At 72.5% G+C, this 25311-nt stretch carries 26 protein-coding genes and 1 pseudogene; 14 read left to right on the top strand and 13 right to left on the bottom strand.

Translation table 11 applies throughout. The annotated features are described in order from the left end of the window. Positions 1 to 3 precede the first annotated feature (3 nt). The 6 genes from ACIGAQ_RS24855 to ACIGAQ_RS24830 form a co-directional block, all read right to left on the bottom strand. The gene (locus tag ACIGAQ_RS24855; protein WP_031114944.1) at positions 4 to 198 is read right to left on the bottom strand and encodes a hypothetical protein; all 195 of its coding nucleotides are present in this window, start codon (positions 196 to 198) and stop codon (positions 4 to 6) included. Between the two features lie 121 nt (positions 199 to 319). Continuing rightward, complete coding sequence (locus ACIGAQ_RS24850) at positions 320 to 1183, bottom strand: phosphatidylinositol-specific phospholipase C/glycerophosphodiester phosphodiesterase family protein (protein WP_399786213.1); 864 nt, start codon at positions 1181 to 1183, stop codon at positions 320 to 322. 206 nt (positions 1184 to 1389) lie between these two features. After that, positions 1390 to 2463, bottom strand: a complete 1074-nt coding sequence (locus ACIGAQ_RS24845) for an acyl-CoA dehydrogenase family protein (protein ID WP_399786211.1) — start codon at positions 2461 to 2463, stop codon at positions 1390 to 1392. Then, positions 2460 to 3641, bottom strand: coding sequence for an acyl-CoA dehydrogenase family protein (locus tag ACIGAQ_RS24840; RefSeq protein WP_399786208.1), 1182 nt, complete (start codon positions 3639 to 3641; stop codon positions 2460 to 2462). The genes ACIGAQ_RS24845 and ACIGAQ_RS24840 overlap by 4 nt, the downstream gene beginning before the upstream one ends. Then, positions 3638 to 4603, bottom strand: a complete 966-nt coding sequence (locus ACIGAQ_RS24835; RefSeq protein ID WP_399786205.1) for an NADPH:quinone oxidoreductase family protein — start codon at positions 4601 to 4603, stop codon at positions 3638 to 3640. Before ACIGAQ_RS24835 ends, ACIGAQ_RS24840 begins: the two co-directional genes overlap by 4 nt. Before the next feature lie 228 nt (positions 4604 to 4831). Then, positions 4832 to 5404, bottom strand: a complete 573-nt coding sequence (locus tag ACIGAQ_RS24830) for an XRE family transcriptional regulator (protein ID WP_311682082.1) — start codon at positions 5402 to 5404, stop codon at positions 4832 to 4834. A 77-nt stretch (positions 5405 to 5481) separates the two neighbouring features. On the opposite strand from ACIGAQ_RS24830, the gene ACIGAQ_RS24825 reads away from it, so the two are divergent. The 5 genes from ACIGAQ_RS24825 (at position 5482) to ACIGAQ_RS24805 (ending at position 10158) form a co-directional block, all read left to right on the top strand. Further along, positions 5482 to 6411, top strand: a complete 930-nt coding sequence (locus tag ACIGAQ_RS24825) for an NAD(P)/FAD-dependent oxidoreductase (RefSeq protein WP_399786202.1) — start codon at positions 5482 to 5484, stop codon at positions 6409 to 6411. A 29-nt stretch (positions 6412 to 6440) separates the two neighbouring features. Then, on the top strand, positions 6441 to 7979 hold the full coding sequence (locus tag ACIGAQ_RS24820; RefSeq protein WP_399786199.1) for an ATP-dependent DNA ligase: 1539 nt from the start codon (positions 6441 to 6443) through the stop codon (positions 7977 to 7979). Next, entirely contained in the window at positions 7976 to 8434 is a 459-nt protein-coding gene (locus tag ACIGAQ_RS24815; RefSeq protein ID WP_399786196.1) for an NUDIX domain-containing protein, read from the top strand. Before ACIGAQ_RS24820 ends, ACIGAQ_RS24815 begins: the two co-directional genes overlap by 4 nt. 76 nt (positions 8435 to 8510) lie before the next feature. Beyond that, the gene (locus ACIGAQ_RS24810; protein WP_399786193.1) at positions 8511 to 9896 is read left to right on the top strand and encodes an NADP-dependent succinic semialdehyde dehydrogenase; all 1386 of its coding nucleotides are present in this window, start codon (positions 8511 to 8513) and stop codon (positions 9894 to 9896) included. A 25-nt stretch (positions 9897 to 9921) separates the two neighbouring features. Next, complete coding sequence (locus ACIGAQ_RS24805; protein WP_094054400.1) at positions 9922 to 10158, top strand: DUF6213 family protein; 237 nt, start codon at positions 9922 to 9924, stop codon at positions 10156 to 10158. 3 nt (positions 10159 to 10161) lie between these two features. On the opposite strand, the gene ACIGAQ_RS24800 is transcribed toward ACIGAQ_RS24805, so the two are convergent. Further along, positions 10162 to 10824, bottom strand: a complete 663-nt coding sequence (locus tag ACIGAQ_RS24800) for a transcriptional regulator (RefSeq protein ID WP_399786190.1) — start codon at positions 10822 to 10824, stop codon at positions 10162 to 10164. A 170-nt stretch (positions 10825 to 10994) separates the two neighbouring features. Here ACIGAQ_RS24800 and ACIGAQ_RS24795 point away from each other — a divergent pair. The 3 genes and pseudogenes from ACIGAQ_RS24795 to ACIGAQ_RS24785 all read left to right on the top strand — a co-directional run. Further along, positions 10995 to 12062, top strand: a pseudogene (locus ACIGAQ_RS24795) (type III polyketide synthase); the annotation flags it as partial. Between the two features lies 1 nt (position 12063). Beyond that, on the top strand, positions 12064 to 13278 hold the full coding sequence (locus tag ACIGAQ_RS24790) for a cytochrome P450 (protein WP_399786187.1): 1215 nt from the start codon (positions 12064 to 12066) through the stop codon (positions 13276 to 13278). A gap of 7 nt (positions 13279 to 13285) precedes the next feature. Beyond that, complete coding sequence (locus ACIGAQ_RS24785; RefSeq protein WP_399786185.1) at positions 13286 to 13807, top strand: cupin domain-containing protein; 522 nt, start codon at positions 13286 to 13288, stop codon at positions 13805 to 13807. Between the two features lie 6 nt (positions 13808 to 13813). Here the strand turns inward: ACIGAQ_RS24785 and ACIGAQ_RS24780 are convergent, their stop codons facing one another. Next, positions 13814 to 15040, bottom strand: coding sequence for an acyl-CoA dehydrogenase family protein (locus ACIGAQ_RS24780; protein WP_311682323.1), 1227 nt, complete (start codon positions 15038 to 15040; stop codon positions 13814 to 13816). A 173-nt stretch (positions 15041 to 15213) separates the two neighbouring features. Here ACIGAQ_RS24780 and ACIGAQ_RS24775 point away from each other — a divergent pair, with 173 nt between their 5' ends. Beyond that, positions 15214 to 15858 (top strand): TetR family transcriptional regulator, encoded by a 645-nt coding sequence (locus ACIGAQ_RS24775; protein ID WP_030953204.1) that lies wholly within the window; start codon positions 15214 to 15216, stop codon positions 15856 to 15858. A gap of 69 nt (positions 15859 to 15927) precedes the next feature. Here the strand turns inward: ACIGAQ_RS24775 and def are convergent, their stop codons facing one another. Beyond that, entirely contained in the window at positions 15928 to 16467 is a 540-nt protein-coding gene (gene def, locus ACIGAQ_RS24770) for a peptide deformylase (RefSeq protein WP_362278774.1), read from the bottom strand. A gap of 157 nt (positions 16468 to 16624) precedes the next feature. On the opposite strand from def, the gene ACIGAQ_RS24765 reads away from it, so the two are divergent. From ACIGAQ_RS24765 to ACIGAQ_RS24745, 5 genes are all read left to right on the top strand, one after another. Then, positions 16625 to 17863 carry a MurT ligase domain-containing protein gene (locus tag ACIGAQ_RS24765; protein WP_311682093.1) on the top strand — a complete coding sequence of 413 codons (1239 nt, stop codon included), beginning with the start codon at positions 16625 to 16627 and terminating at the stop codon, positions 17861 to 17863. Positions 17864 to 17886: 23 nt separating this feature from the next. Continuing rightward, positions 17887 to 18615, top strand: a complete 729-nt coding sequence (locus ACIGAQ_RS24760; protein ID WP_311682094.1) for a glutamine amidotransferase — start codon at positions 17887 to 17889, stop codon at positions 18613 to 18615. 202 nt (positions 18616 to 18817) lie between these two features. Further along, a complete protein-coding gene (locus ACIGAQ_RS24755) occupies positions 18818 to 19843 on the top strand; it encodes a 6-phosphofructokinase (RefSeq protein ID WP_399786180.1) in 1026 nt (341 codons plus the stop codon). A 157-nt stretch (positions 19844 to 20000) separates the two neighbouring features. Then, positions 20001 to 20951: a cytochrome c oxidase assembly protein gene (locus ACIGAQ_RS24750; protein ID WP_362278773.1), complete on the top strand. Its 951-nt coding sequence runs from the start codon at positions 20001 to 20003 to the stop codon at positions 20949 to 20951. 80 nt (positions 20952 to 21031) lie between these two features. Further along, positions 21032 to 21220 carry a hypothetical protein gene (locus tag ACIGAQ_RS24745; RefSeq protein ID WP_311682098.1) on the top strand — a complete coding sequence of 63 codons (189 nt, stop codon included), beginning with the start codon at positions 21032 to 21034 and terminating at the stop codon, positions 21218 to 21220. A gap of 4 nt (positions 21221 to 21224) precedes the next feature. Here the strand turns inward: ACIGAQ_RS24745 and ACIGAQ_RS24740 are convergent, their stop codons facing one another. From ACIGAQ_RS24740 to ACIGAQ_RS24725, 4 genes are read right to left on the bottom strand one after another with little or no spacing between them, the layout of a single operon-like run. Then, on the bottom strand, positions 21225 to 22439 hold the full coding sequence (locus ACIGAQ_RS24740) for a histidine kinase (protein ID WP_362278772.1): 1215 nt from the start codon (positions 22437 to 22439) through the stop codon (positions 21225 to 21227). Then, positions 22436 to 24151 (bottom strand): cation acetate symporter, encoded by a 1716-nt coding sequence (locus ACIGAQ_RS24735; protein ID WP_399786176.1) that lies wholly within the window; start codon positions 24149 to 24151, stop codon positions 22436 to 22438. The genes ACIGAQ_RS24740 and ACIGAQ_RS24735 overlap by 4 nt, the downstream gene beginning before the upstream one ends. Positions 24152 to 24161: 10 nt before the next feature. After that, positions 24162 to 24521, bottom strand: a complete 360-nt coding sequence (locus ACIGAQ_RS24730) for a hypothetical protein (protein WP_311682324.1) — start codon at positions 24519 to 24521, stop codon at positions 24162 to 24164. Between the two features lie 2 nt (positions 24522 to 24523). Continuing rightward, a complete protein-coding gene (locus ACIGAQ_RS24725; protein ID WP_399786173.1) occupies positions 24524 to 25273 on the bottom strand; it encodes a LytR/AlgR family response regulator transcription factor in 750 nt (249 codons plus the stop codon). Between the last annotated feature and the right edge of the window lie 38 nt (positions 25274 to 25311).

Below are 25311 nucleotides of genomic sequence, written 5' to 3'. Positions count from 1 at the left end.
GCATCAGGGCCGCAGGCTGCTGACGATGTCCGCCGTCGCCGTGAGGCCGCTGTGGATGGTGGGGGCGATGCTGGTGCTCGCCAGGTAGAAGCCGAGCAGCAGGCAGACCAGCGCGTGGGAGACCTTCAGCCCGCCGTTGCGCAGGAAGATCACCGCCAGGATCACGAGCAGCAGCACCACAGAGATGGAAATGGCCATCGTCGACTCCTCCGCCACGCCGCCTTGTCCGGTTCACGGCGTTCGGCCGTAAGTGTGGCGTAGCGGAGGGTTCGTCCGGGCGGCTGACCTGTCCGCCGAACGTGTGGTGTTCGGCCCGTGTCTATGCCGCCCGGCGGGCGTCGAGGAAGGCCTCAAGGCCCGCGAGGTCGTCGGTGTTGAGGTGGTCGACGTCGGCGGCGAGCAGTTCGCTCCAGAGTGCGTCGCGGGCGGGTCCGGGCAGGTCCGGGGTCGCCCAGAAGCGCACCCGCTGGCCCCGCCGGTGGGCGGCCCCGACGATGGTCCGCAGCTTCTGCCGTTCGGCGTCGGGGAACGCGCCCTCGCCCCGCCAGGTGAAGTTCAGTGTCCAGTTGTCGCTGATCAGCGGGATGAAGGAGGCCGGGGCCTGGGTGCCGAGGTCGGCGAGGCGGCCGTCGTAGAAGGCGCGCCGGACGGTCTGGGCCTGCATCGGGACGCGGGCGGCGCGGTCGCCGGAGATGACGGCGGTGACCGGGCCGCGGTGGACGCGGCCGTGGGCGTAGGTGGTGAACAGGTGCCGGTAGCGCCGGAGATGGCGGTCGAGTTCCAGGTAGGTCGACGAGCCCTCGGTCTTGATGTCGATCAGCAGTTGCAGTGATCCGCGGTGTCCCCGGTACACGCGGCCGCGGTTGGCCCGGACGCGGGCCGCGAGCGGGTCGAGGTAGAGGGACTCCAGCGTGCGGGACGGGTCGAGGTCCTCCGGGTCGTGGGCGACAAGGAGCTGGTCGCCGACGAGGTGGATGTCGGCCTCGACGCTGCCGAAGCGGTGGTCGAGGGCGTCGAACAGCGGGCGCGGGTGCTCGTAGTCGTTGTGGGCGTGGGCGCGCCACAACGGGCGGGGCCGGTGGCCTCGTTCACCGGCCGAGGCGTGGGCCGCGGGAAGGGCGATCGAGCCCGCGAGGGCCGCGCCGAGGGTGGTGAGGGCTCTGCGTCGGGTGGTGAGGGCCATGCTCTGCCTCCCTGGAGGTGCCGTACGGGAACCCTGCGAGTATGGGGTCGGGACGGCTTCAGGAGGCAGGCCCTGGGGCGGAGTTGGCCGGGCCGCCGCCGTGCGTTCACTTCACGCGGGCACGGCGCACGGAAAAGCCCGCCCCGGGTGGGGCGGGCTCTGCGCGCAGGTCGACCGGATGTGTCCCGGTGGCCGCCGGGTGTACGTCAGGGGGCCTGGAGGTCCACCAGGCGGGCCAGCGCCTCCCGGTGGGCGCCGGCGGTGCCGTAGGCGATCGCGTCGGCTTTCGCCCGCTTCAGGTACAGGTGCACCGGGTGCTCCCAGGTCATGCCGATGCCGCCGTGCAGTTGCAGGGCCTCCTCGGCGGCGTGGACCGCGACGGATGCCGCGTAGGCCTGGGCGACGGTGACCGCCACGTCGACGTCCTCGCCGGTCGTCAGGGCGTCGGCGGCGTTGCGGGCGGCGGCGCGGAGGTTGACGACCTCCAGCCAGAGCTGGGCGAGCCGGTGCTTGAGCGCCTGGAAGCCGCCGACGGGCCGGTTGAACTGCTTGCGGTCCTTGAGGTAGCGGACGGTCTCGGTCAGCGTCCACTCCGCGAGGCCGAGTTGTTCGGAGGCGAGCAGTCCGGCTCCGGCGCGCAGGGCACGGCGCACGGCGGGTCCGGCGTCGCCGAGCCGCTCGCCCGTGGCCCCGTCGAGGGTGACGGTGGCGACGGGCCGCGTCAGGTCCAGAGAGGTCTGCGGGGTGACGGTCGCGGCGGCGGCGTCGACCGCGTACAGGCCGCCGTCGTCGGCCGGCACCAGCAGGACGTCCGCGACGGCGGCGTCGGCGATGCCGGTCAGCTCGCCGTGCAGCAGGCCGTCCTCGTGCCGGACGGTGCGGTGGGCGGCGCCCGGTGCGACGTGGAGGGCGACCGCGAGGGCGCCGATCCTCGTCCCGGTCGCCAGTTCGCGGAGCAGGTCGTCGGCGCCGCAGGCCAGCAGCGCCTCGGTGGCGACGACCGCGCTCGTCAGATACGGCACGGGCGCGACCGCGCGGCCCAGTTCCTCCAGCACCACGGCCGCTTCACGGTGGGTCGCGTCCTGGCCGTCGAGCTCCTCGGGCACCAGCAGTCCGGCGAGACCCATGCCGTCGGTGAGGGCCTTCCACAGGGCCCGGTGGTGGGGGGTGTCCGACTCGGTGCGGGCGATGACGCCGGGCGCGTCGCAGTGGTCGGTGAGCAGGTCGCGGACGGCGGCGCGCAGCGCCTCCTCCTCTTCCGCGTACAGCAGGTCGCTCATCGGGCGAGGTCCTTCCAGGCGACGTCCTTGTCGGTGCGCGGCTCGGGGGGCAGGCCGAGGACGCGCTCGGCGACGATGTTGAGCAGGACCTCGCTGGTCCCGCCCTCGATGCTGTTGCCCTTGGAGCGCAGGTAGCGGTAGCCGGCCTCGCGGCCGGTGAAGTCGACCAGTTCCGGACGGCGCATGGTCCAGTCGTCGTACAACAGGCCCTCCTCGCCGAGGAGTTCGATCTCCAGGCCGCTGATCTCCTGGTTGAGGCGGGCGAAGGCCAGTTTCATGCCGGCGCCCTCGGGGCCGGGCTGGCCCGCGACGAGTTGCTGGCGCAGCCGCTCGGCGGTGAGGCGGGAGACCTCGGCCTCCACCCAGAGCTTCAGCAGCCGCTGGTGCAGGTCGTGGGTGCGCAGCTCGGGACGCTCGCGCCAGGTCTTCGAGACGGGGCCGATCATGCCGCCCTCGCGGGGCAGCCGCATGCCGCCGATGGCCACGCGCTCGTTGTTCAGCGTGGTCTGGGCGACCTTCCAGCCGTCGCCGATCCCGCCGAGGCGCCGGGAGTCGGGAATGCGGACGTCGGTGAGGAACACCTCGTTGAACTCGGCCTCGCCGGTGATCTGCCGCAGCGGGCGCACCTCGACGCCCGGGTCGGTCATGTCGCAGACGAAGTACGTGATGCCGCGGTGCTTGGGCACGTCCGGGTCGGTGCGGGCGATGAGGATCGCCCAGCGGGCGACGTGCGCGCTCGACGTCCAGACCTTCTGCCCGTTGACCACCCAGTGATCGCCCTCGCGCACGGCCCGGGTGCCGAGCGCGGCCAGGTCGGAACCGGCGCCCGGCTCACTGAACAGCTGGCACCAGACCTCCTCCCCCGTCCACAACGGCCGCAGGTAGCGCCGCTTCTGCTCCTCGGTGCCGTACTGGAGGATCGTCGGCGCGGCCATGCCGAGGCCGATGCCGATGCGCCTGGGGTCGTTGTCGGGCGCTCCGGCGGCTTCCAGCTCGGCGTCCACGACGGCCTGCAGCGAGCGGGGCGCGCCGAGTCCGCCGAGGCCCTGCGGATAGTGCACCCAGGCGAGTCCGGCGTCGAAGCGGGCCCGCAGGAAGTCCAGGCGGTCGGTGGAGGCCGGCGGGTGGGCGGCCAGCAACTCGCGCGTCGCGCCGCGCAGTTCCTCTGCGGTGGTCATGCGGACTCCTCCATGACGACGGCGATCCGGCCGGTGGTGAGACCGTCCGCCACCCGCTGCACGGCGGCGGCCGCCTCGCCGAGCGGCACGCGCTCGCTGACCAGCGGCTTGATGGCGCCCCGGGCGGCCAGTTCGGTGAGTTCCTCGTGGCAGCGCCTCACCAGCTTCGGGTTCTTGGTGTTGTACAGGCCCCAGTGCAGGCCCAGGATCGAGTAGTTCTTCACCAGGGCGTGGTTCAGGGCGGGGCTGGGGATGGTGCCCCCGGCGAAGCCGACGACGACGATCCGGCCCTCGAAGGCGACGGTCTTGGCGGACTGGGTGTAGGCCTCGCCGCCGACCGGGTCGTAGATCACGTCGGCGCCCCGGCCGCCGGTGGCTTCCTTGACGGCGGCGACGACGTCCTCGCTGCGGCGGTCGATCACCACGTCGCAGCCCAGGTCCTCGGCGACGGCCGCCTTCGCGGAGCCGCCGACGACACCGATGACGGTGGCGCCGGCGGCCTTCCCGAGCTGCACGGCCGCGCTGCCGACCCCTCCTGCGGCAGCGTGGACGAGCAGGGTCTCCCCGGCCTGCAGGGCGGCCCGGCGGTGCAGGCCGAACCAGCCGGTCTGGTAGCCGATGTGCAGGGCGGCGGCCTCGGCGTCGTCGAGGGCGTCCGGGGCGGGCAGCAGGGCGACGGAGTCGGCGACGGCGTACTCGGCGAAGCCGCCGTGGGGCAGCGCCGGGTTGGCGATCACGCGGCGGCCGTCCTCGGTCTCGCCGCAGATCTCCACGCCCGGCGTGAACGGCAGCGGCGGCCTGACCTGGTACTGGCCACGGCACAGCAGGGCGTCGGGGAAGTTGATGTTCGCCGCGCGCACCCTCAGCAGGACCTGGCCCTCGCCGGGCGTGGGCGGCTCCGCCTGCTCCAGGCGCATCACCTCGCTCGGCTCGCCGTTCTCGTGCACGTGCCATGCCTGCATGCGGTGCCTCCACGGGGGACTGCTTCGTCTGACCGGGGTCGATCGCATACTAAGCGGTCGCTTGCCGATCAGGGAACCGTCCGCGGGAGAAGAGTCCGGCCGTCTCCTGTCGCGTGCGTCACGGCCCGGCCGCCTCGTACCGCGTGCACGAGCCGCCCGCCGCGCGCCGTGTGCACGACCCGGCCGCCCCCGTACCGTGTGCGACCAGGCCGCCCCGTACCACGCGGGTCAAGACCGCTTCGGCCGTGCCCGCACGTGCATCCGCTCCCCCTGCGGGCCGAACAGGCTGAGGAACTCCACGGGCCCCTCCCCCGTCGACCCGAACCAGTGCGGCACCCGGGTGTCGAACTCGGCGGCCTCCCCGGCCGTGAGCACCACGTCGTGCTCGCCGAGCACCAGCCGCAGCTTCCCGGACAGCACGTAGAGCCACTCGTACCCCTCGTGCGTGCGCGGTTCGGGCTCCAGCCTGCGCCGGGGTTCGAGCACCTTGTAGGCCTGGAGGCCGCCGGGCTGGCGGGTGAGGGGCCAGTGGGTGCGGCCGAACATCTCGATCGGCTTGGCGCGCACCCGGGGATCGCCGGCCGGCGGGGCGCCGACCAGGTCGTCGAGCGCCACCTGGTGGGCGCGCGCGATCGGCAGCAGCAGCTCCAGACTGGGTTTGCGCAGGCCGGACTCCAGGCGCGAGAGGGTGCTGACCGAGATGCCGGTGCTCTCGGAGAGCGCCGCCAGGGTCACCTCCCGGTCCTTGCGCATCTGCCGCAGCCGGGGACCGACGCCCGCGAGTACCTCGTCCGTAGTCATGGTCGTATTGCAGATTCGGCAAACGCGTTTGTCAATCCCGTACCGCCGGAGCGACGCTCGGCGATGGAGGTGGTCACATGACCGAGAAGTACGCAGTGGTCGTCGTCGGCGGGGGCGCGGCGGGTCTGTCCGCGGCGCTGGTGCTGGGCCGGGCCCGGCAGCGCACGCTGGTCGTCGACGCGGGCGAGCCGCGCAACGCGCCCGCCGCGCACATGCAGGGTTACCTGTCGCGGGACGGCATGCCGCCCGCCGAGTTCCTGGCGATCGGCCGGGAGGAGATCGCGCGCTACGGCGTCGAGCTCGTGCGGGACCGGGTCGTGGACGTCGAGCGCGGCGAGGACTTCGCCGTGGTCCTGGCCGGCGGCCGCACCGTGCGGGCCCGGCGGCTCGTCGTCGCGACCGGGCTGAAGGACGAGCTGCCCACGGTCCCCGGAGTCGCCGAGCGGTTCGGCCGGGACGTGCTGCACTGCCCGTTCTGCCACGGCTGGGAGGTGCGCGACCAGCCGTTCGGGGTGCTCGCCACCAGCCCGGCGAGCGTGCACCAGGCGCTGATGGTGTCGCAGTGGTCGAAGGACGTGCGGCTCTTCCTGCACACGGTCGCCGAGGCGGAACTGTCCGACGAGGACCTGCGCCGCCTCGCCGCGGCCCGGGTGGACCTGGTGCCCGGGGAGGTGGCGGAGCTGGTGGTCGAGGACGACCGGCTCACCGGGGTCCGGCTAGCGGACGGCACGACGCACACCCGTTCGGTGCTGTTCACCGCCCCGCGGCCGGTGCCGCAGACCGGTCTGCTGGAGCGGCTCGGCGCCGAACTGCACGAGACGCCGTTCGGCGCGTACCCGGTGGTGGACGCGACGGGCCTGACGACGGTGCCGGGCGTGTGGGCCGCGGGCAACGCGATCGGCTTCGCCGAGCAGGTCGTGCACGCGGCCAGCGGCGGTTACCGGGCCGCGTCGGCGATCGTCGGGGACCTGCTGATGACGGACCTGGACGCGGCCGCCCAGGTGTAGGGACAGGGCCCGCGGTGCACCATGACTGCATGCTGCTGCACCGGCTGGCCCGCGTGTCCCAGGAGGTCGCCGCCACCTCGGCGCGGTCCCGGAAGACGGCTCTGCTCGCGGAGCTCTTCCGGGACGCCGAGGCGGAGGACGTGCCGATCGTCATCCCCTATCTGGCCGGGCGGCTGCCGCAGGGCCGGATCGGCGTGGGCTGGAAGGTGCTGGGCCGCCCGGTCGCGCCGGCCGGCGAGCCGAGCCTGACCGTGCGGGACGTCGACGCCCGGCTGTCGCAGCTCGCGCAGGTGTCCGGACCCGGATCACAGGCGGAGCGCACCCGGCTGGTCGGGGAACTGATGGGCGCGGCCACCGGGGACGAGCAGCGGTTCCTGCTCGGGCTGCTCACCGGCGAGGTCCGGCAGGGCGCGCTGGACGCGGTCGCGGTCGAGGGCCTGGCCCAGGCGACCGGGGCGCCGGGCGCGGACGTGCGGCGGGCCGTGATGCTCGCCGGTTCCCTCCAGACGGTCGCCGAGGCCCTGCTCGCGGACGGCCCGGCCGCCCTCGAACGGTTCCGGCTCACCGTCGGCCGCCCGGTGCTGCCGATGCTGGCGCACAGCGCCTCCTCGGTGGCGGAGGCGGTGGACAAGCTCGGCGCCTGCGCGGTGGAGGAGAAACTGGACGGCATCCGCGTCCAGGTGCACCGTGACGGCGGCACCGTGCGCCTGTACACCCGCACCCTCGACGACATCACCGACCGGCTGCCCGAAGTGACGGCGGCGGCGCTGGAGTTGCGCGGCGAGCGGTTCATCCTGGACGGCGAGGTGATCTCCTTCGACGCGGACGGGCGGCCCCGTTCCTTCCAGGAGACCGCCGGGCGCGTCGGCTCGCGCACGGACGTGGCGACGGCCGCCCGGGCGGTGCCGGTCTCCCCCGTCTTCTTCGACGTCCTGTCCGTCGACGGCCACGACCTGCTCGACCTGCCGTTCGCCGAGCGGCACGCCGAGCTGGCCCGGCTCGTCCCCGAGCCGATGCGGGTGCGGCGCACGCTGGTGTCCGGGCCGGACGAGACGCACACCGCGGAGCAGTTCCTCTCCGACACCATCGGGCGCGGCCACGAGGGCGTCGTCGCCAAGTCCCTCGACGCCCCCTACAGCGCGGGCCGGCGCGGCGCGTCCTGGCTGAAGGTCAAGCCCGTGCACACCCTCGACCTGGTCGTCCTGGCCGCCGAGTGGGGCCACGGCCGCCGCACCGGCAAGCTCTCCAACCTGCACCTCGCCGCCCGCACCGCCGACGGCGGCCTCGCCATGCTCGGCAAGACCTTCAAGGGCATGACCGACGCGATGCTGACCTGGCAGACCGAACGGCTCCGGCAGCTCGCCGTCGACGACGACGGGCACGTCGTGACGGTCCGCCCGGAACTCGTCGTCGAGATCGCCTACGACGGGCTGCAGCGCTCCACCCGCTACCCGGCCGGTGTCACCCTCCGCTTCGCCCGGGTGATCCGCTACCGCGAGGACAAGCGCCCGGAGGACGCCGACACGGTGGAGACGCTGCTGGCCGCCCACCCGGAGGTGAAGCCGTGAAGCGCAGCGCGGGACTGCTGCTCTTCCGTCCCTCGAACCACGGCCCCGAGGTGCTGCTCGGCCACATGGGCGGCCCGTTCTTCGCGCGGCGCGAGGCCGGGGCGTGGACCATCCCCAAGGGTGAGTACGAACCCGACGAGCCCGCCTGGCAGGCCGCCCGCCGGGAGTTCCGGGAGGAACTGGGGCTGCCGCCGCCCGACGGGGAGCCCATCGACCTCGGCGAGGTCCGGCAGACGAACGGCAAGGTCGTCACGGTCTGGGCGATCGAGGCGGATCTCGACCCGGCGGCGATCGTGCCCGGCACGTTCCACATGGAGTGGCCGCCGCGCTCCGGCCGGCTCCAGGAGTTCCCCGAGCTGGACCGGGTTGCCTGGTTCGGGCTGGAGCGGGCCCGCGAGGTGATCGTCAAGGCCCAGGCGGCGTTTCTCGACCGCCTGGCGGAGCACTCGCCCTGAGGAGACGCTCCCGCGTTGCGCTCCCCTCGGCCGCGCGGGAAGGTCGAGACACAGCCCGCCCCCAGGGAGGTCAGCCATGCCCATCGCAACGGTCAACCCGGCGAACGGCGAGACGCTCAAGACGTACGAGGCCATGGGCGAGGAGGAGATCGAGCGCCGGCTCCGGCTCGCGGAGGCCACGTTCCGCACGTACCGGACGACGACCTTCGACGAGCGGGCCCGACTGCTGCACCGGGCCGCCGACCTCCTCGACGAGGACCATCAGGACATCGCCCGGGTGATGACCACCGAGATGGGCAAGCCGATCCAGCAGGCCCGGGCCGAGGCCGCGAAGTGCGCCAAGGCGATGCGCTGGTACGCCGACCACGCCGAGGAACTGCTCGCCGACGAGGAACCGGCCGAGGCCGACGTCAAGGACTCCGGCGCCTCGCGCGTGCGGGTCCGCTACCGTCCGCTCGGCCCGGTGCTGGCGGTCATGCCGTGGAACTTCCCGCTGTGGCAGGTGGTGCGTTTCGCGGCGCCCGCGCTGATGGCGGGCAACGTCGGCCTGCTCAAGCACGCCTCGAACGTGCCGCAGACCGCTCTCTACCTGGAGGACCTGTTCCACCGGGCGGGCTTCACCGAGGGCTGCTTCCAGACCCTGCTGATCGGCTCCGCCGCGGTGGACGACATCCTGCGCGACGAGCGGGTCAAGGCGGCCACGCTCACCGGCAGCGAGCCCGCGGGCCGCGCGGTCGCCTCCACCGCCGGAGAGATGATCAAGAAGACGGTGCTGGAGCTGGGCGGCAGCGACCCGTTCGTCGTGATGCCCTCCGCCGACCTCGACCGGGCCGCGAAGGTGGCGGTGACCGCGCGGGTGCAGAACACCGGGCAGTCCTGCATCGCCGCGAAGCGCTTCATCGTGCACGCGGACGTCCACGACGCCTTCGCCGAACGGTTCACCGAGGGCATGCGGGCGCTGAAGGTCGGCGACCCGCTGTCCGACGACACCGAGGTCGGGCCGCTCTCCAGCGAGCAGGGGCTGCGCGACCTGGAGGAGCTGGTCGACGACGCGGTGCGCGGCGGTGCGCAGGTGCTGTGCGGTGGCGAACGGCCGGAGGGGCCCGGCTGGTACTACGCGCCGACGATCCTCGCCGGCATCACCCGCGAGATGCGGATCCACCGGGAGGAGGCGTTCGGGCCGGTCGCCACGCTGTACCGGGTGGCCGACCTGGACGAGGCGGTGCTGGTGGCGAACGACTCTCCCTTCGGGCTGAGTTCCAACGTGTGGACGCGCGACGAGGCGGAGGTGGACCGGTTCACCCGGGACCTGGAGGCCGGGGGCGTGTTCTTCAACGGGATGACGGCCTCCCACCCGGCGTTCCCGTTCGGCGGCGTGAAGCGCTCCGGGTACGGGCGTGAGCTGTCCGGGCACGGAATCCGCGAGTTCTGCAACATCACCACTGTTTGGCATGGTGCGTGAGTGTTGCGGGGCTACGATCCCGTCTGTGAACCGCGAAGTGACTCTGCCTCTGATCGTCGACGACCGCGGGACCTTGCAGGTGGCTGCGGCGGATGTCAGCAAGCTGCTGCGGACGGTGGGGGGCCGGTGGGTCCGGCTGGTCGAGGACGGGGAGTCGGGGCTGGACGAGGACACGGTCGCGGCGTTGACCATCGAGCTGGCGAAACTGGCCGACCGCATCGATGTCGCCTGCATCGCGCACAGCAGCGGGACCGCGACGTAGCGCTCAGCGGGACATCGTCCCGCTGAGCGCCGACCAGAAGCTCGCCTCGTAGTGCTGCAGGAGGCGGCCGTGGGTGCGGGCTCGCCGCTCGTCGAGCCGCCCGGTGTCCACGGCCGCCCGCACCGCCCTCTCCGCCAGCCGGTTCAGGTCGGGTGAGGGCTCGGCGAAGAAGTCGAAGAAGGCGCAGGCCTCGTCGGTGAAGCCGTAGTGCTCGCGCAGCGCTGCGGCGATGGTCGCGCAATAACCTCCCCACGCCGAGAAGTTGGCGGTCAGGGCCAGAACGGCGTCCGCCGGTGCGGCGTTGAGGGCCAGCCACGCCACGTAGGCGGGGTACGCCTGGGCGCCGGGGAGCGGCTCGTACGACGCCTCCTCGGCACCGCAGGCCCGGGTGAAGGCGACCAGTCGCTCCCCGGCCAGCGCCTCGCCCTGCGCGAGGGTCGTGAAGAAGGCCGCCGCCTCGGGGTCGGTCGCCTCGGACCGCTCGGCCAGGTGCTCGAACGCGCGACGGTCCGCGGGGATCACCCAGGCCTGTTCCAGGGCGAGCGCGGCGAGGGTGGCGCGGGGTGCCGTGCCGGCGGCGATCCGGGGGACCACGGGGTTGGCCTCCGGGTCGGGGGCGAGGGCCGCCGTGGTGGTGCGCAGTAGGTCCCGGGCCGGGTGCGTCATCGCGTCCTCCGTCGTGAGGGTGTCGGGTCGAGCGTGGCACGTGGTCCCCGAGACGGAGTAGTCCGGCGCGAAGTCGGCCTGCCCACGGGGGATCGTGGGTGGACCACCCCTAGAGGTGAACCACCTTCTGACCGGGGGGCGAAGGGCCTTCCGGGAGGCGAAAGCAGGCACGGTTCATGGCGACTTTGTGCAGACCTTCGGTGTCCGTTCCAGAGCACGTGATCACGATGGAGGAGACGCTTGAGCTGGCGCGTGAGCGCCACGCCGACCACCCCCAACTGCCGCTGGCCCTCCGGCTGATCGAGAACACCGGTGTGCGCACGCGGCGCATCGTGCAGCCCATCGAGGAAACCCTGAAGCACCCGGGGTTCGAGGACCGCAACAAGCTCTACGAGGCCGAGGCCAAGGCGCGGGTGCCCGCGGTCATCCAGCGGGCGCTCGACGACGCGGAGCTGCTCACCACCGATGTGGACCTGATCATCTACGTGTCGTGCACGGGCTTCATGATGCCCTCGCTCACGGCCTGGCTGATCAACGAGATGGGCTTCGACCCGACCACCCGGCAGCTGCCGATAGCCCAGCTGGGCTGCGCGGCCGGCGGCGCGGCGATCAACCGGGCCCACGACTTCTGCACGGCCTACCCCGAGGCCAACGCGCTGATCGTGGCCTGCGAGTTCTGCTCGCTGTGCTACCAGCCCACCGACATCGGCGTCGGCTCGCTGCTGTCCAACGGCCTGTTCGGCGACGGCATCGCGGCCGCCGCGGTGCGCGGGCGGGGCGGCGAGGGTGTCGTCCTGGAGCGCAACGGTTCGTACCTGATCCCCAAGACCGAAGAGTGGATCATGTACGACGTGAAGGCCACGGGCTTCCACTTCCTGCTGGACAAGCGGGTACCGGCCACCATGGAGCCGCTCGCGCCGGCGCTGAAGGACCTGGCCGGCGGCCACGGCTGGGACGCCTCCGACCTGGACTTCTACATAGTCCACGCGGGTGGGCCCCGCATCCTCGACGACCTCAGCACCTTCCTGCACGTCGACCCGCACGCCTTCCGCTTCAGCCGGGCCACGCTCACCGAGTACGGCAACATCGCCAGCGCCGTCGTCCTGGACGCGCTGCGCCGGCTGTTCGACGAGGGCGGCCCCGAGGACCGGGCGCGCGGGCTGCTGGCCGGGTTCGGACCCGGCATCACCGCCGAGATGGCCCTGGGCCGCTGGCACCGCGCCGACGAGACGAAGTGAGATGAGCGAAGAGACGATCACCGAGACACCGCCCCCGGTCCGGGACTGGCCGGCGCTGGACCTGTCCGGCGCGGACTTCGACCCGGTCCTGCGGGAGCTGATGGACGAGGGCCCCGTCACCCGCATCAAGCTGCCCAACGGCGAGGGCTGGGCCTGGCTGGTCACCCGTTACGACGACGTGCGGACGGTGACCAACGACCCGCGCTTCGGCCGCGAGGCCGTCATGGACCGGCAGGTGACGCGGCTGGCCCCGCACTTCATCCCGTCCCGGGGCGCGGTCGGCTTCCTCGACCCGCCGGACCACACCAGGCTGCGGCGCAGCGTCGCGGCCGCCTTCACGGCACGCGGTGTGGAGCGGGTGCGCGAGCGCTCCCGCCGGATGCTGGCGGAACTGGTCGACGAGATGCTCCAGGACGGCCCGCCGGCCGACCTCACCGAGGCCGTGCTCGCCCCGTTCCCCATCGCGGTGATCTGCGAGCTGATGGGCGTCCCGGCCACCGACCGGCACGACATGCACACCTGGACGCAGCTGATCCTGTCCTCCGCGCACGGCGCCGAGGTCAGCGAGAGGGCCAAGAAGGAGATGGGCGCCTACTTCGCCGACCTGATCGGCCTGCGCGAGGGCAGCACCGGCGAGGACGTGACCTCGCTGCTCGGCGCCGCGGTCGGCCGGAGCGAGGTCACCCTGGAGGAGGCGGTCGGACTCGCCGTGCTCCTGCAGATCGGCGGCGAGGCGGTCACCAACAACAGCGGCCAGATGTTCTACGTGCTGCTGACCCGCCCGGAACTCGCCGAGCGGCTGCGGGCCGAGCCGGAGATCCGCCCGCGGGCCGTCGACGAACTGCTGCGCTGGATCCCCCACCGCAACGCGGTCGGGCTCTCGCGGATCGCCCTGGAGGACGTGGAGATCAGTGGCGTGCGGATCCGGCAGGGCGACCCGGTGTACGTGTCGTACCTGGCGGCCAACCGCGACCCGGACGTCTTCCCCGACCCGGAGACCATCGACTTCTCCCGCAGTCCGAACCCGCACGTCTCGTTCGGCTTCGGACCGCACTACTGCCCGGGCGGCATGCTGGCCCGGCTGGAGTCGGAACTCCTGGTCGACGCGCTCCTCGACGGCGTGCCCGGTCTGCGGCTCGCCGTGCCGGCCGGGGAGGTGCCCTTCAAGAAGGGCGCGCTGATCCGCGGGCCCGAGGCCCTGCCCGTCACGTGGTGAGGCGGCGATGACGGCGACGGAAGGCCTGCTCGTCCCTCCCGGTCAGGGCCGGGTCGTGCAGGCCCCCGCCCAGCACGTGACGTTCAAGGTGACCGGCACCCACTCCCGCATGGCCTCCACCTTCGAGGTGGTGGTGCCGCCGGGCTTCGACGTGGGAGCCCATGTGCACACGCGCAGCGAGGAGTTGTTCTACGTCCTGGAGGGCGAGCTGGACGTGCTCGCCTTCGAGCCGCGGGTGCGCACGCCCGACCACTGGCAGCGGTGGGAGTCCTCCTCGGGCAACCGGGTGGTGCGGGCGACGCCGGGCACGGTGATCGTCGTACCCCCGGGGTGCCCGCACGCGTTCGCCAACCCGACGGACGAGCCCGCCAAGATGTTCTTCCAGGCGAGCCCGCCGCCGGACCACGAGCGCTACTTCGAGGAGCTGCTGGAGATCCTCGCCGGCGGGGGCCCTCCGGACCACGCGGCCATCGAGGAGCTGCGGGCGCGGTACGACATCGAGCAGCTGACGCCGCTCAGGCACCGTTAGCGGACGTCAGCGGATGGGCACGCCGGCGAGGGTGCGGGCGATGACCAGGCGCTGGATCTCGCTGGTGCCCTCGAAGATGGTGTAGATCGCCGCGTCGCGGTGCATGCGCTCCACCGGGTACTCCCGGGTGTAGCCGTTGCCGCCCAGGATCTGGATGGCCTGGGCGGTGACCTTCTTGGCGGTCTCGCTGGCGAACAGCTTGGACATCGAGCCCTCGGCCGCCGTGAACGGCTTGCCGTTGATCGCCATCCAGGAGGCGCGCCAGACCAGCAGGCGGGCCGCGTCGATGGAGGTGCGCATGTCCGCGAGCTGGAACGCCACGCCCTGGTTGTCGACGATCGGCCGGCCGAACTGCTCGCGGGTGGTGGCGTAGTCGAGGGCGACCTCGTAGGCGGCCCGCGCGGTGCCGACGGCCATGGCGCCGACGGCCGGGCGGGAGGCCTCGAAGGTGGCCATGGCGGCGTTCTTCACGCGCTCCCCGCCCTGCCTGGCCTTCTCGCGGGCCCGGGCGAGCCGCTCGTCGAGCTTCTCCTTGCCACCGAGCAGGCAGGAGCCGGGGACGCGCACGTTGTCCAGGATGACCTCGGCGGTGTGCGAGGCGCGGATGCCGTGCTTCTTGAACTTCTGGCCCTGGGACAGGCCCGGCGTCCCCGGCGGGACGATGAAGGAGGCGTGGCCCTTGGAGCCCAGCTCGGGGTCGACGACCGCGACCACGACGTGGACGTTGGCGATGCCGCCGTTGGTCGCCCAGGTCTTGGTGCCGTTGAGCACCCACTCGTCCTTGGCCTCGTCGTACACGGCCCGGGTGCGCATGGAGGCGACGTCGGAGCCGGCGTCGGGCTCGGAGGAGCAGAAGGCGGCGACCTTGACGTCGTTCGCGTCGCCGTACATCTGCGGGATCCAGGTGCCGATCTGCTCCTCGGTGCCGTTGGCGAGGACGCCGACGGCGGCGAGGCCGGTGCCGACGATGGACAGGGCGATGCCCGCGTCGCCCCAGAACAGCTCCTCCATCGCCATGGGGATGCCGAGGCCGGTGGGGTCGAAGTACTGCTGGGCGTAGAAGTCCAGGGAGTAGATGCCGACCTTGGCCGCCTCCTGGATGACCGGCCAGGGAGTCTCCTCACGCTCGTCCCATTCGGCGGCCGCGGGCCGGATCACGTCGGCGGCGAAGCCGTGGAGCCAGTCGCGGACCTCCTTCTGTTCGTCGTTGAGCTCCATGGTGAACTCGGCCATGTCGGTCCCCTCCAGCGGCACACGTGCATGTTACTTGCGGTAACACCAGTCTGTTACCGGTGGGTAGTCCTCGTCAACTCCTACCGACCGGTCGGCACCCTTTCGGTGTCCGAGCCGTGCTTCAGTGTTAGTTTGCGCAGGCGTCATCGAAACAGCACGGGTGGGGAGAGCACATGGACACCACGCAGCGGACCGACCAGCAACGGTCCGCCGACCGCCGACGGCGTGAACTGCTGGAGGCCGCCGACCGAGTGGTGCTGCGCGACGGCCCGCAGGCCTCGATGAACGCGATCGCGGCGGAGGCCGGCATCACCAAGCCGATTCTCTACCGGCACTTCGGTGACAAGGGCGGACTTTACGCGGCCCTTGCCAAGCGGCACACGGACGCGCTGCTGGACTCGCTGCGGGCGGCGCTGGACGCGCCCGCGGACCGGCGCGAGCGGGTCGAGGCGACGCTGGACACGTACCTCGCGGCGATCGAGGCGCGGCCCCAGGTGTACCGGTTCCTGATGCACCCGGCGGAGGGGAGCCAGCCGGGCGACCAGGGATTCGACGTCGGCAAGCACAGTGCGCCCCTGCTGCGGCGCATGGGCGAGGAACTGGCGCAGGTCATCGAGGAGCGGCTGGATCTCGGGCCGGGCGGACAGCAGCTGGCGCGGGTGTGGGGGCACGGGATCGTCGGCATGATGCATGCCGCCGGGGACTGGTGGCTGGGCGAACGGCCGTGCTCCCGGGCGGAGTTGGTGCGGAGTCTGGCCGACCTCCTGTGGGGTCGCCTTGCCGCTGCGGGAGACAGGATCGGCGGTCCGGGGTTCTGACCGCCGGGTCGTGAATGCGGGCCGGTGGGGGGTGTTCGCGCAGCTCCCCGCGCCCCGGGCGACGGCCCCTCAGGCGTTCCACGAGGCCCGGGCCACTCGTCGCATCAGCCTGCGTCGGCGCCAGCCTGTCAGGCGGTCCGCGTAGATGCGCCCCTCCAGGTGGTCGCACTCGTGCTGCAGGCAGCGGGCGAAGAAGCCCGTGCCGTGGATCGTGACCGGTTCGCCGGTCAGGGTGAAGCCCTCGACCACCGCGTGGTCGTGGCGTTCCGTGCCCGCTTCCAGGCCCGGGAGGGACAGGCAGCCCTCCGGGCCGCGGAGCACCACCCCGTCCGTCGTGACGAGGCGGGGGTTGACCACGTGGCCGAGGTGGCGGACGTCCTCGTCGTCGGGACAGTCGTAGACGAAGACCCGCAGCGGCTCACCGATCTGGTTGGCCGCCAGGCCCACGCCCCGGGCGGCGTACATGGTGGCGAACAAGTCCTCGACCAGCCGGGCCAGTTCGGGGCCGAAGTCGGTGACCTCCGCGCAGGGCGTGTGCAGGACGGGGTCGCCGTGCAGGGTGAGGGGTCTCACGCGGCCGCGGGCGCCGGGGATGGGGCTCTGTCGCATGGCCGCAAGAGTAAGGTCCTGTCGGTGCGCGCCTCCCACACGAGTTCGCCACAGTGCCGCGGTTCGGGAGTGCGAATGGATCTCGATAGGCTGAGGTCCACACCACGTGGCCGTCAGGCTTCAGGCGCGGCGCGTACGCAAGGAGGATCGAGAACTGATGGCAGGCAACTCGGACCCGCTCTCGCCGCGGGCCAAGCTGGCCGTGACCGCGGGCAAGGCGGTCGCAGCGGCGTCCCGTGCGGCGGGACGCGGCAGCGGATCGGTCATCGGCGGCCGGGTGGCGCTGAAACTCGACCCCGACCTCCTCGCCCGGCTGGCCCAGAACCTGGACGTGATCCTGGTCTCGGCCACCAACGGCAAGACCACCACCACCCGGCTCATCGCCGAGGCCCTGCGCGCGGCGGGACCGGTCGTCTCCAACGCGCTCGGCGCCAACATGCCGGCCGGCATCACCTCGGCGCTCGCCGGCGGCTCGGACGCCCGGTACGGCGTCATCGAGGTCGACGAGAAGTACCTGGCCGGTGTCGCCCGGGACACCGCCCCGAAGTGCATCGCGCTGCTGAACCTCTCGCGCGACCAGCTCGACCGCGCCGCGGAGACCCGCATGCTCGCCGAGAACTGGCGGGAGGGACTCGCGGGTTCCAAGGCCGTCGTCGTGGCCAACTGCGACGACCCGCTGGTGGTGTGGGCGGCGTCCTCCTCCCCCAACGTGATCTGGGTCGCCGCCGGGCAGATGTGGAAGGACGACGCCTGGTCCTGCCCGTCCTGCGGCGGCGTGATGCAGCGCCCGGGCGACGACTGGTTCTGCGGTGAGTGCGGCTTCCGCCGCCCGACGCCGAGCTGGGCGCTCTCCGGCGACCACGTCCTCGACCCGCACGGTTCGGCCTGGCCGATCCACCTGCAGCTGCCCGGCCGTGCCAACAAGGCCAACGCCGCCTCCTCGGCCGCCGTCGCCGCCGTGTTCGGCGTGCCGCCGCAGGTCGCGCTGGAGCGCATGTACCAGGTGCAGGCGGTGGCCGGACGGTACGACGTCGTCCAGTTCCAGGGCCGCGACCTGCGGCTCCTGCTCGCGAAGAACCCGGCCGGCTGGCTGGAGACGTTCTCCCTGATCGACCCGCCGCCCGCCCCGGTCATCCTGTCCGTGAACGCGCGCTCCGCCGACGGCACCGACACCTCCTGGCTGTGGGACGTCGACTACACGCGCCTGACCGGCCACCCGATCTGCGTGGTGGGTGACCGCCGGCTGGACCTGGCGGTGCGCCTGGAGGTCGCCGACCAGCACTTCCAGGTCTACGAGAACCTCGACCAGGCGGTGGCCGCGTGCCCGCCGGGCCGGATCGAGGTCATCGCCAACTACACGGCGTTCCAGGACCTGCGCCGCCGCGTCGGCAACTGAGCACGAGACGTCAGGGGACTTTTGTGAGCGACAACCAACTGCGGATCGTCTGGATCTACCCGGACCTGCTCAGCACCTACGGCGACCAGGGCAACGTCCTCGTCGTGGAGCGCCGGGCGCGGCAGCGCGGCCTGGACGTGGCCCGGCTGGACGTGCGCAGCGACCAGCCGATCCCGACCTCCGGGGACATCTACCTGATCGGCGGCGGCGAGGACCGCCCGCAGCGGCTCGCGGCCGAGCGGCTGCGCCGGGACGGCGGACTGACCCGGGCCGTGGAGAACGGCGCCATCGTGTTCTCGGTGTGCGCCGGCTACCAGATCCTCGGCCACGAGTTCATCAACGACCTCGGCCAGCGCGAGCCCGGCCTCGGGCTGCTGGACGTGGTGTCGGTGCGCGGCGAGGGCGCGCGGTGCGTCGGTGACGTGCTGGGTGACGTCGACGAGCGCCTCGGGCTGCCGCCGCTGACCGGTTTCGAGAACCACCAGGGCGTCACCCACCTCGGCCCCACCGCCCGCCCCCTGGCCCGGGTGCGGTTCGGCAACGGCAACGGCACGGGCGACGGCACCGAGGGCGCGTTCAACGACACCGTCTTCGGCACGTACATGCACGGCCCGGTGCTGGCGCGCAACCCGCTGATCGCGGACCTGCTGCTGAAGCTGGCCCTCGACGTCAACGCGCTGCCGCCGACGGACGACCGCTGGTACGAGGCACTCCGCAACGAACGCATCGCCGCTGCTCAGCAGCCCGCGTAGGCACTGCGTCGCAGCGTGCCCGGGGCACGCGTCAACCTGCTGGTCAACAGCCCGTATGACGAGCCGTCCGCACAGGTGAGCGGGGTCGTCCAGCAGGCGGACGCGTGCTTCGGTCCAGCCCCTCGAAGCCGCTAGGGTGGCGGGGATTCCAGCCGGACAACGCGGTCCGGTCCCGGCCCACGTCGATAAGGTTTCTCGGGCTATGCGCATTGGTGTCCTCACGTCCGGCGGCGACTGCCCCGGCCTGAACGCCGTCATCCGGTCCGTCGTGCACCGCGCCGTCGTCGACCACGGCGACGAGGTCATCGGCTTCCGGGACGGCTGGAAGGGCCTCCTGGAGTGCGACTACCTCAAGCTCGACCTCGACGCGGTGGGTGGCATCCTCGTCCGCGGCGGCACGATTCTCGGTTCCTCCCGGGTCCAGCCCTCCCATCTGCGGGACGGTGTGGAGCGAGCCAAGGGCCATGTCGAGGAGCTCGGCCTCGACGCGATCATCCCCATCGGCGGTGAGGGCACGCTCAAGGCCGCGCGGCTGATGTCGGACAGCGGCCTGCCCGTGGTGGGTGTGCCCAAGACCATCGACAACGACATCGCGGTCACGGACGTCACCTTCGGCTTCGACACGGCCGTCGGGGTGGCGACCGAGGCGCTGGACCGTCTGAAGACCACCGCCGAGTCCCACCAGCGGGTCCTCGTCGTCGAGGTCATGGGCCGGCACACCGGCTGGATCGCGCTGCACTCCGGCATGGCGGCCGGCGCGCACGCCATCGTGGTGCCCGAGCGGCCCTTCGACATAGAGGAGCTGACCCGGCGGGTCGGCGAGCGGTTCGAGGCGGGCAAGCGCTTCGCGATCGTGGTGGCCGCGGAGGGAGCCAAGCCCCGGGCCGGGACCATGGAGTTCGACGAGGGCGGCAAGGACATCTACGGGCACGAGCGGTTCGCCGGCATCGCCCGGCAGCTCTCCGTCGAGCTGGAGCGGCGGCTGGGCAAGGAGGCGCGGCCGGTGATCCTCGGGCACGTGCAGCGCGGCGGCACGCCCACCGCCTACGACCGGGTGCTGGCCACGCGGTTCGGGTGGCACGCGGTGGAGGCGGTGCACCGGGGTGAGTTCGGGCAGATGACCGCGCTGCGCGGGACCGACATCGTGATGGTGCCGCTCGCCGACGCCGTCCGGACGCTGAAGACCGTGCCGGACGAGCGGTACGAAGAGGCGGAGACCGTTCTCTGAGGGTGCCGCGGTCGGCGGGTGCGGGCCGCTCGTGGCCTGTCGCGCAGTTCCCCGCCGCTCTGGAACCTTGCCCCCGGTCACGTGTGTGGCCGGGGGCGGTTCTACTCTTGTGGGCGGACAACTTGCTGCACACCCCCACGAAACAGGAGCCGGCGGAATGGATCACAGCGGGCACGGCATGACCATGGATCTGCCGCCGTTCACGCTGGGGCGTGGTCTGGAGTGGTCGGCGGACCCGTTCTTCCTCGTCGCCTGCCTGCTGGGCCTGGCGCTGTACGGCTGGGGCGTGGTGCGGCTGGTGCGGCGCGGGGACAAGTGGCCCGTCGGCCGGACCGTCGCCTACACCCTGGGCGTGCTGAGCATCATGCTCATGATGTGCACCGCGCTGAACGACTACGGCATGGTCATGTTCAGCGTGCACATGGTGCAGCACATGGTGATCAGCATGGTCTCGCCGATCCTCATCCTGCTCGGGGCGCCGATCACCCTGGCGCTGCGGGCGCTGCCCACGGCGGGGCGGGGCCGCAAGGGGCCGCGTGAACTGCTGCTGATGTTCCTGCACAGCCGGTACATGCGGATCGTCACGCATCCGGCGTTCACGATCCCGCTGTTCATCGCGAGCCTGTACGGGCTGTACTTCACTCCGCTGTTCGACACGCTGATGGGCTCCAAGGCCGGGCACATCGCGATGATGGTGCACTTCCTCGCCGTCGGCCTGGTGTTCTTCTGGCCGATCATGGGCGTGGACCCGGGCCCGCACCGGCCGGGCTACCTGATGCGGATGCTGGAGCTGTTCGCGGGCATGCCGTTCCACGCGTTCTTCGGCATCGCGCTGATGATGGCGTCCCAGCCGATGGTGGCGACCTTCGAGAACCCGCCCGCCTCCCTCGGCATCGAGGCGCTGTCCGACCAGAACGCGGCGGGCGGCATCGCCTGGGCGTTCAGCGAGATCCCGTCCGTGCTGGTCCTGATCGCGCTGCTGTTCCAGTGGTACGCCTCGGAGCAGCGTCAGGCCAGGCGCACGGACCGGGCCGCCGAGCGGGACGGGGACAAGGAGCTGGAGGCGTACAACGCCTATCTGGCCTCACTGAACACGCAGGGGCGCTGAGACCGGCTCGTGCAGGGCCCGTGCGCGCCGGGCGCCCACCGGGCACCATGGAGGGACCGGACCACGAGGAGGGTGCCGCGATGCCCGGTTCCACGCACGGTTCCAGCGGTTTCAACGGGACGAAGACCATGGGGGCGCTCACCCTGGGCGGCCTCGTCGTGGTGACGGCCTACACGGTGGCGCTCGGCAGCAACGGCTGGCTGTGGTTCGGCTGGGTCGTCCTGGGCCTGATCACCCTGGGGATGGTGGTCACCACCCGCGGCACCTGACGGCTCACTCCCGGGTCAGCCGGCCCGCCGAGTGCACGCCCGGCTGGTACTTGGGGAGGCGGACGGTGATCTTCATGCCGGCTCCGACGGCGGTCTCGATGACGAGGCCGTGGTCGTCGCCGTAGACCTGGCGGAGCCGGTCGTCGACGTTGGACAGGCCGATGCCGCCCGAGGGGCTGGCCTCGCGGGCGAGGATGCGGCGCAGCAGTCCGGGGTCCATGCCCGCGCCGTCGTCCTCGATGACGACCAGGGCCTCGGCTCCCGCGTCCTGGGCGGTGATCTGGATGTGGCACTTGCCCGAGGAGACGGCCTTGCCCTCCAGGCCGTGCTTGACGGCGTTCTCCACGAGCGGCTGCAGACACAGGAAGGGCAGCGCGACGGGCAGCACCTCCGGCGCTATCTGCAGGGTGACGGAGAGACGCTCGCCGAACCGGGCGCGCACCAGGGCCAGGTAGTGGTCGATGGCGTGCAGCTCGTCGGCGAGGGTGGTGAAGTCGCCGTGCCGGCGGAACGAGTAGCGGGTGAAGTCGGCGAACTCGAGGAGCAGCTCCCGGGCGCGCTCGGGGTCGGTGCGCACGAAGCTCGCGATCACCGCGAGCGAGTTGAAGATGAAGTGCGGGGAGATCTGGGCGCGCAGTGCCTTGATCTCGGCCTCGATCAGGCGGGTGCGGGACTGGTCGAGGTCGGCCAGTTCCAGCTGTACGGAGACCCAGCGGGCGACCTCGCCGGCGGCCCGGACCAGGACGGCGGACTCGCGGGGCGCGCAGGCGACCAGGGCGCCGTGCACCCGGTCGTCGACGGTGAGCGGGGCGACGACCGCCCAGCGCACCGAGCAGTCCAGGCGGTCGCAGGTCAGGGCGAAGGCCTCGCCCCGGCCGGTGTCCAGGGGGCCCGCCAGGCGTTCCATGATCTCGGAGCGGTGGTGGGCGCCGTCGCCGTCCCAGACCAGGACCTGTTCGCGGTCGGTGAGGCAGAGGGCGTCCGTGCCGAGCAGCGAGCGCAGTTTGCGGGCGGACTTGCGGGCGGTCTCCTCGGTCAGGCCGGCCCGCAGCGGCGGCGCGGCGAGGGAGGCGGTGTGCAGCGTCTCGAAGGTGGCGTGCTCCACGGGGGTGCCGAGACCGGCGAGGCTCTTGGCCCGGGCGGTGCGCCGGCCGAGCCAGACGCCGAGGGCCAGCACCGGGAGCACGGCGACGCACAGGCCGGCCAGGAAGTCGCTCATGCCGTCACCTCGGTGCGCAGTTCCTCGGGCAGGTGGAAGCGGGCCAGGACCGCGGCCGTGCCCGGCGGGACGCGGCCGGGGGTGGCGAGGGACACCAGGATCATGGTGAGGAAGCCGAGCGGCACCGACCACAGGGCGGGCCAGGCGAGCAGGGCGTGCAGGGCGGCGCCCCGGCCCGGGTAGCCCGCCATGGTGGCGGCGACCGCGAGCAGGGCGGAGCCGCCTCCGACCAGCATCCCGGCGGCGGCGCCGGGCGGGGTCAGCCGCCGCCACCAGATGCCGAGGACCAGGAGCGGGCAGAACGAGGACGCCGACACGGCGAAGGCGAGGCCCACCGCGTCGGCGACCGGCAGCCCGCCGACCAGGACGCTCGCCGCGAGGGGCACGGCCATGGCGAGGACCGTCCCGAGCCGGAAGTGCCGCACGCCCCGGGACGGCAGCACGTCCTGGGTGAGGACGCCCGCGACCGCCATGGTCAGGCCCGAGGCCGTGGACAGGAACGCGGCGAAGGCGCCGCCCGCGACCAGGGCGCCGAGGAGGTCGCCGCCCACTCCCCCGATCATCCGGTCGGGCAGCAGGAGGACGGCGGCGTCCGGGTCTCCGGTGAGGGTCAGTTCGGGGGCGTAGAGGCGGCCCAGGGCGCCGTAGACGGGGGGCAGGAGGTAGAAGGCGCCGACCAGGCCGAGGACGGCGACGGTGGTGCGGCGGGCGGCGACCCCGTGCGGGCTGGTGTAGAAGCGGACCACCACGTGGGGCAGGCCCATGGTGCCGAGGAACGTGGCGAGGATCAGTCCGTAGGTGGCGTACAGGGGGCGTTCGGCGCGGCTCTCGGCCTGTGACGGGGACAGGTCGCCGGCACCGTCCCGCTCGCCCTCGGGCACGGGCGCGCCGGCGGCGAAGGTGAGCCGGGTGCCGCGTTCGATGTGGTGGGTGCCGGCCGGGAGGTCGAGGCGGGTTCCGGTGTGGGTACGGCCGTCGACGGTGCCGGTGACCGTGACGGTCAGGGGGCGCTCCAGTTTCAGGTCGACGCTGTCGTCGACACGGACGGTCCGCTGCTCGCGGAAGGTGGCCGGTTCGTCGAAGGCGTGGCGCGGGGCGCCGTCGCTCTGCCAGGCGAGGACCAGGAAGAGGGCGGGGACGAGCAGGGCCGTCAGCTTCAGCCAGTACTGGAACGCCTGGACGAAGGTGATGCTGCGCATGCCGCCGGCGGCGACGGTCGCGGTGACGACGACGGCGACGATCACGCCGCCCAGCCAGTCGGGCGCGCCGGTCAGCACGGTCAGGGTGAGTCCGGCTCCTTGCAACTGGGGCAGCAGGTACAGCCACCCGACGCCGACGACGAAGGCTCCGGCGAGCCGCCGCACCGCCTGGGAGGCGAGGCGGGCCTCGGCGAAGTCGGGCAGGGTGTAGGCGCCGGAGCGGCGCAGCGGGGCGGCGACGAAGAGCAGCAGGACGAGGTAGCCGGCGGTGTAGCCGACCGGGTACCAGAGCATGTCGGGGCCCTGGACGAGCACGAGGCCCGCTATGCCGAGGAAGGACGCGGCGGAGAGGTACTCGCCGCTGATGGCGGCGGCGTTCAGGCGCGGGCCGACGGTTCTGGAGGCGACGTAGAAGTCGCTGGTGGTGCGGGAGATGCGCAGGCCGAAGGCGCCGACCAGGACCGTGGCGACGACGACGAGGGCGACGGCGGGGACGGCGTAGCTGGAGTTCATGGGCGTGGCGTCAGCGGTCCTCGACGAGGCGGACGAAGTCGCGCTCGTTGCGCTCGGCGCGGCGGACGTACCAGCGGGCGAGCAGCACCAGGGGGAGGTAGAGGCCGAAGCCGAGGACGGCCCACTCCAGGCGGCGGGCGCCGGGCATGGCGGCGAACAGCAGCGGGAGCGGGCCGACGAGCAGGCCGAGGACCGCGAAGACGGTGAGGCCGGCGCGCAGCTGGGTGCGCATCAGGGAGCGGACGTAGGTGTGGCCGAGGGTGGTCTGCTCGTCGATCTCGGTGCGCGGGCGGTAGTAGCCGGAGGCCCGCCGGGCCTGCCGGGGCGGGCCGGTGACGACGACGCGGCGTTCGGTGTGGTCCTGGGGCACCGTCACGTCCTCCTCATGAGCAGGTCGCGCAGTTCCCGCGTGTGGCGGCGGCTGACCTGGAGCTCCTCGGAGCCGACGAGGACGCTCACGGTGCCGGCGTCGAGGCGGAGTTCGCCGATGTGGCGCAGGGCGACGAGGTGGCGGCGGTGGATGCGGACGAAGCCGCGCGAGCGCCAGCGCTCCTCCAGGGTGGACAGCGGGATGCGGACCAGGTGGCTGCCCCTGACGGTGTGCAGGCGGGCGTAGTCGCCCTGGGCCTCGACGTGGGTGATGTCGTCGACGGCGACGAAGCGGGTCACGCCGCCGAGCTCGACGGGTATGTGGTCCGGGTCGGGCTCGCTCACCGGGATGCGGGGGGTGGCCCCGCGCAGCTCGGCGGCCCGGCGGACGGCCTCGGCGAGGCGTTCCTTGCGGACGGGTTTGAGGACGTAGTCGACGGCCTTGAGGTCGAAGGCCTGCACGGCGAAGTCCTCGTGGGCGGTGACGAACACGACGAGCGGCGGGCGGGCGAAACCGGTGAGCAGCCTGGCCAGGTCGAGGCCGTCGAGCCCCGGCATCTGGATGTCGAGGAAGACCACGTCGATGGCCTCCGGCCCGCCCGGGCCGGACTCCAGGGCGCGGTTGATGCGGCGCAGTGCCTCGGTCGCGTCACCGGCGCCCTCCGCGCTGCCGATGCGGGGGTCGGCCTGCAGCAGGTAGAGCAGTTCCTCCAGGGAGGGGCGTTCGTCGTCGACAGCCAGGGCGCGCAGCATGAACGTGGAGTGTAGGGGCGCGGGGCCGGTGGATACAG

The organism is Streptomyces sp. NPDC085932 (assembly GCF_044540525.1).
Taxonomy (GTDB): domain Bacteria; phylum Actinomycetota; class Actinomycetes; order Streptomycetales; family Streptomycetaceae; genus Streptomyces; species Streptomyces levis.
Note: the sequence above shows the minus strand (reverse complement) of the source record. Positions and strands in the feature narration are given on the sequence as shown.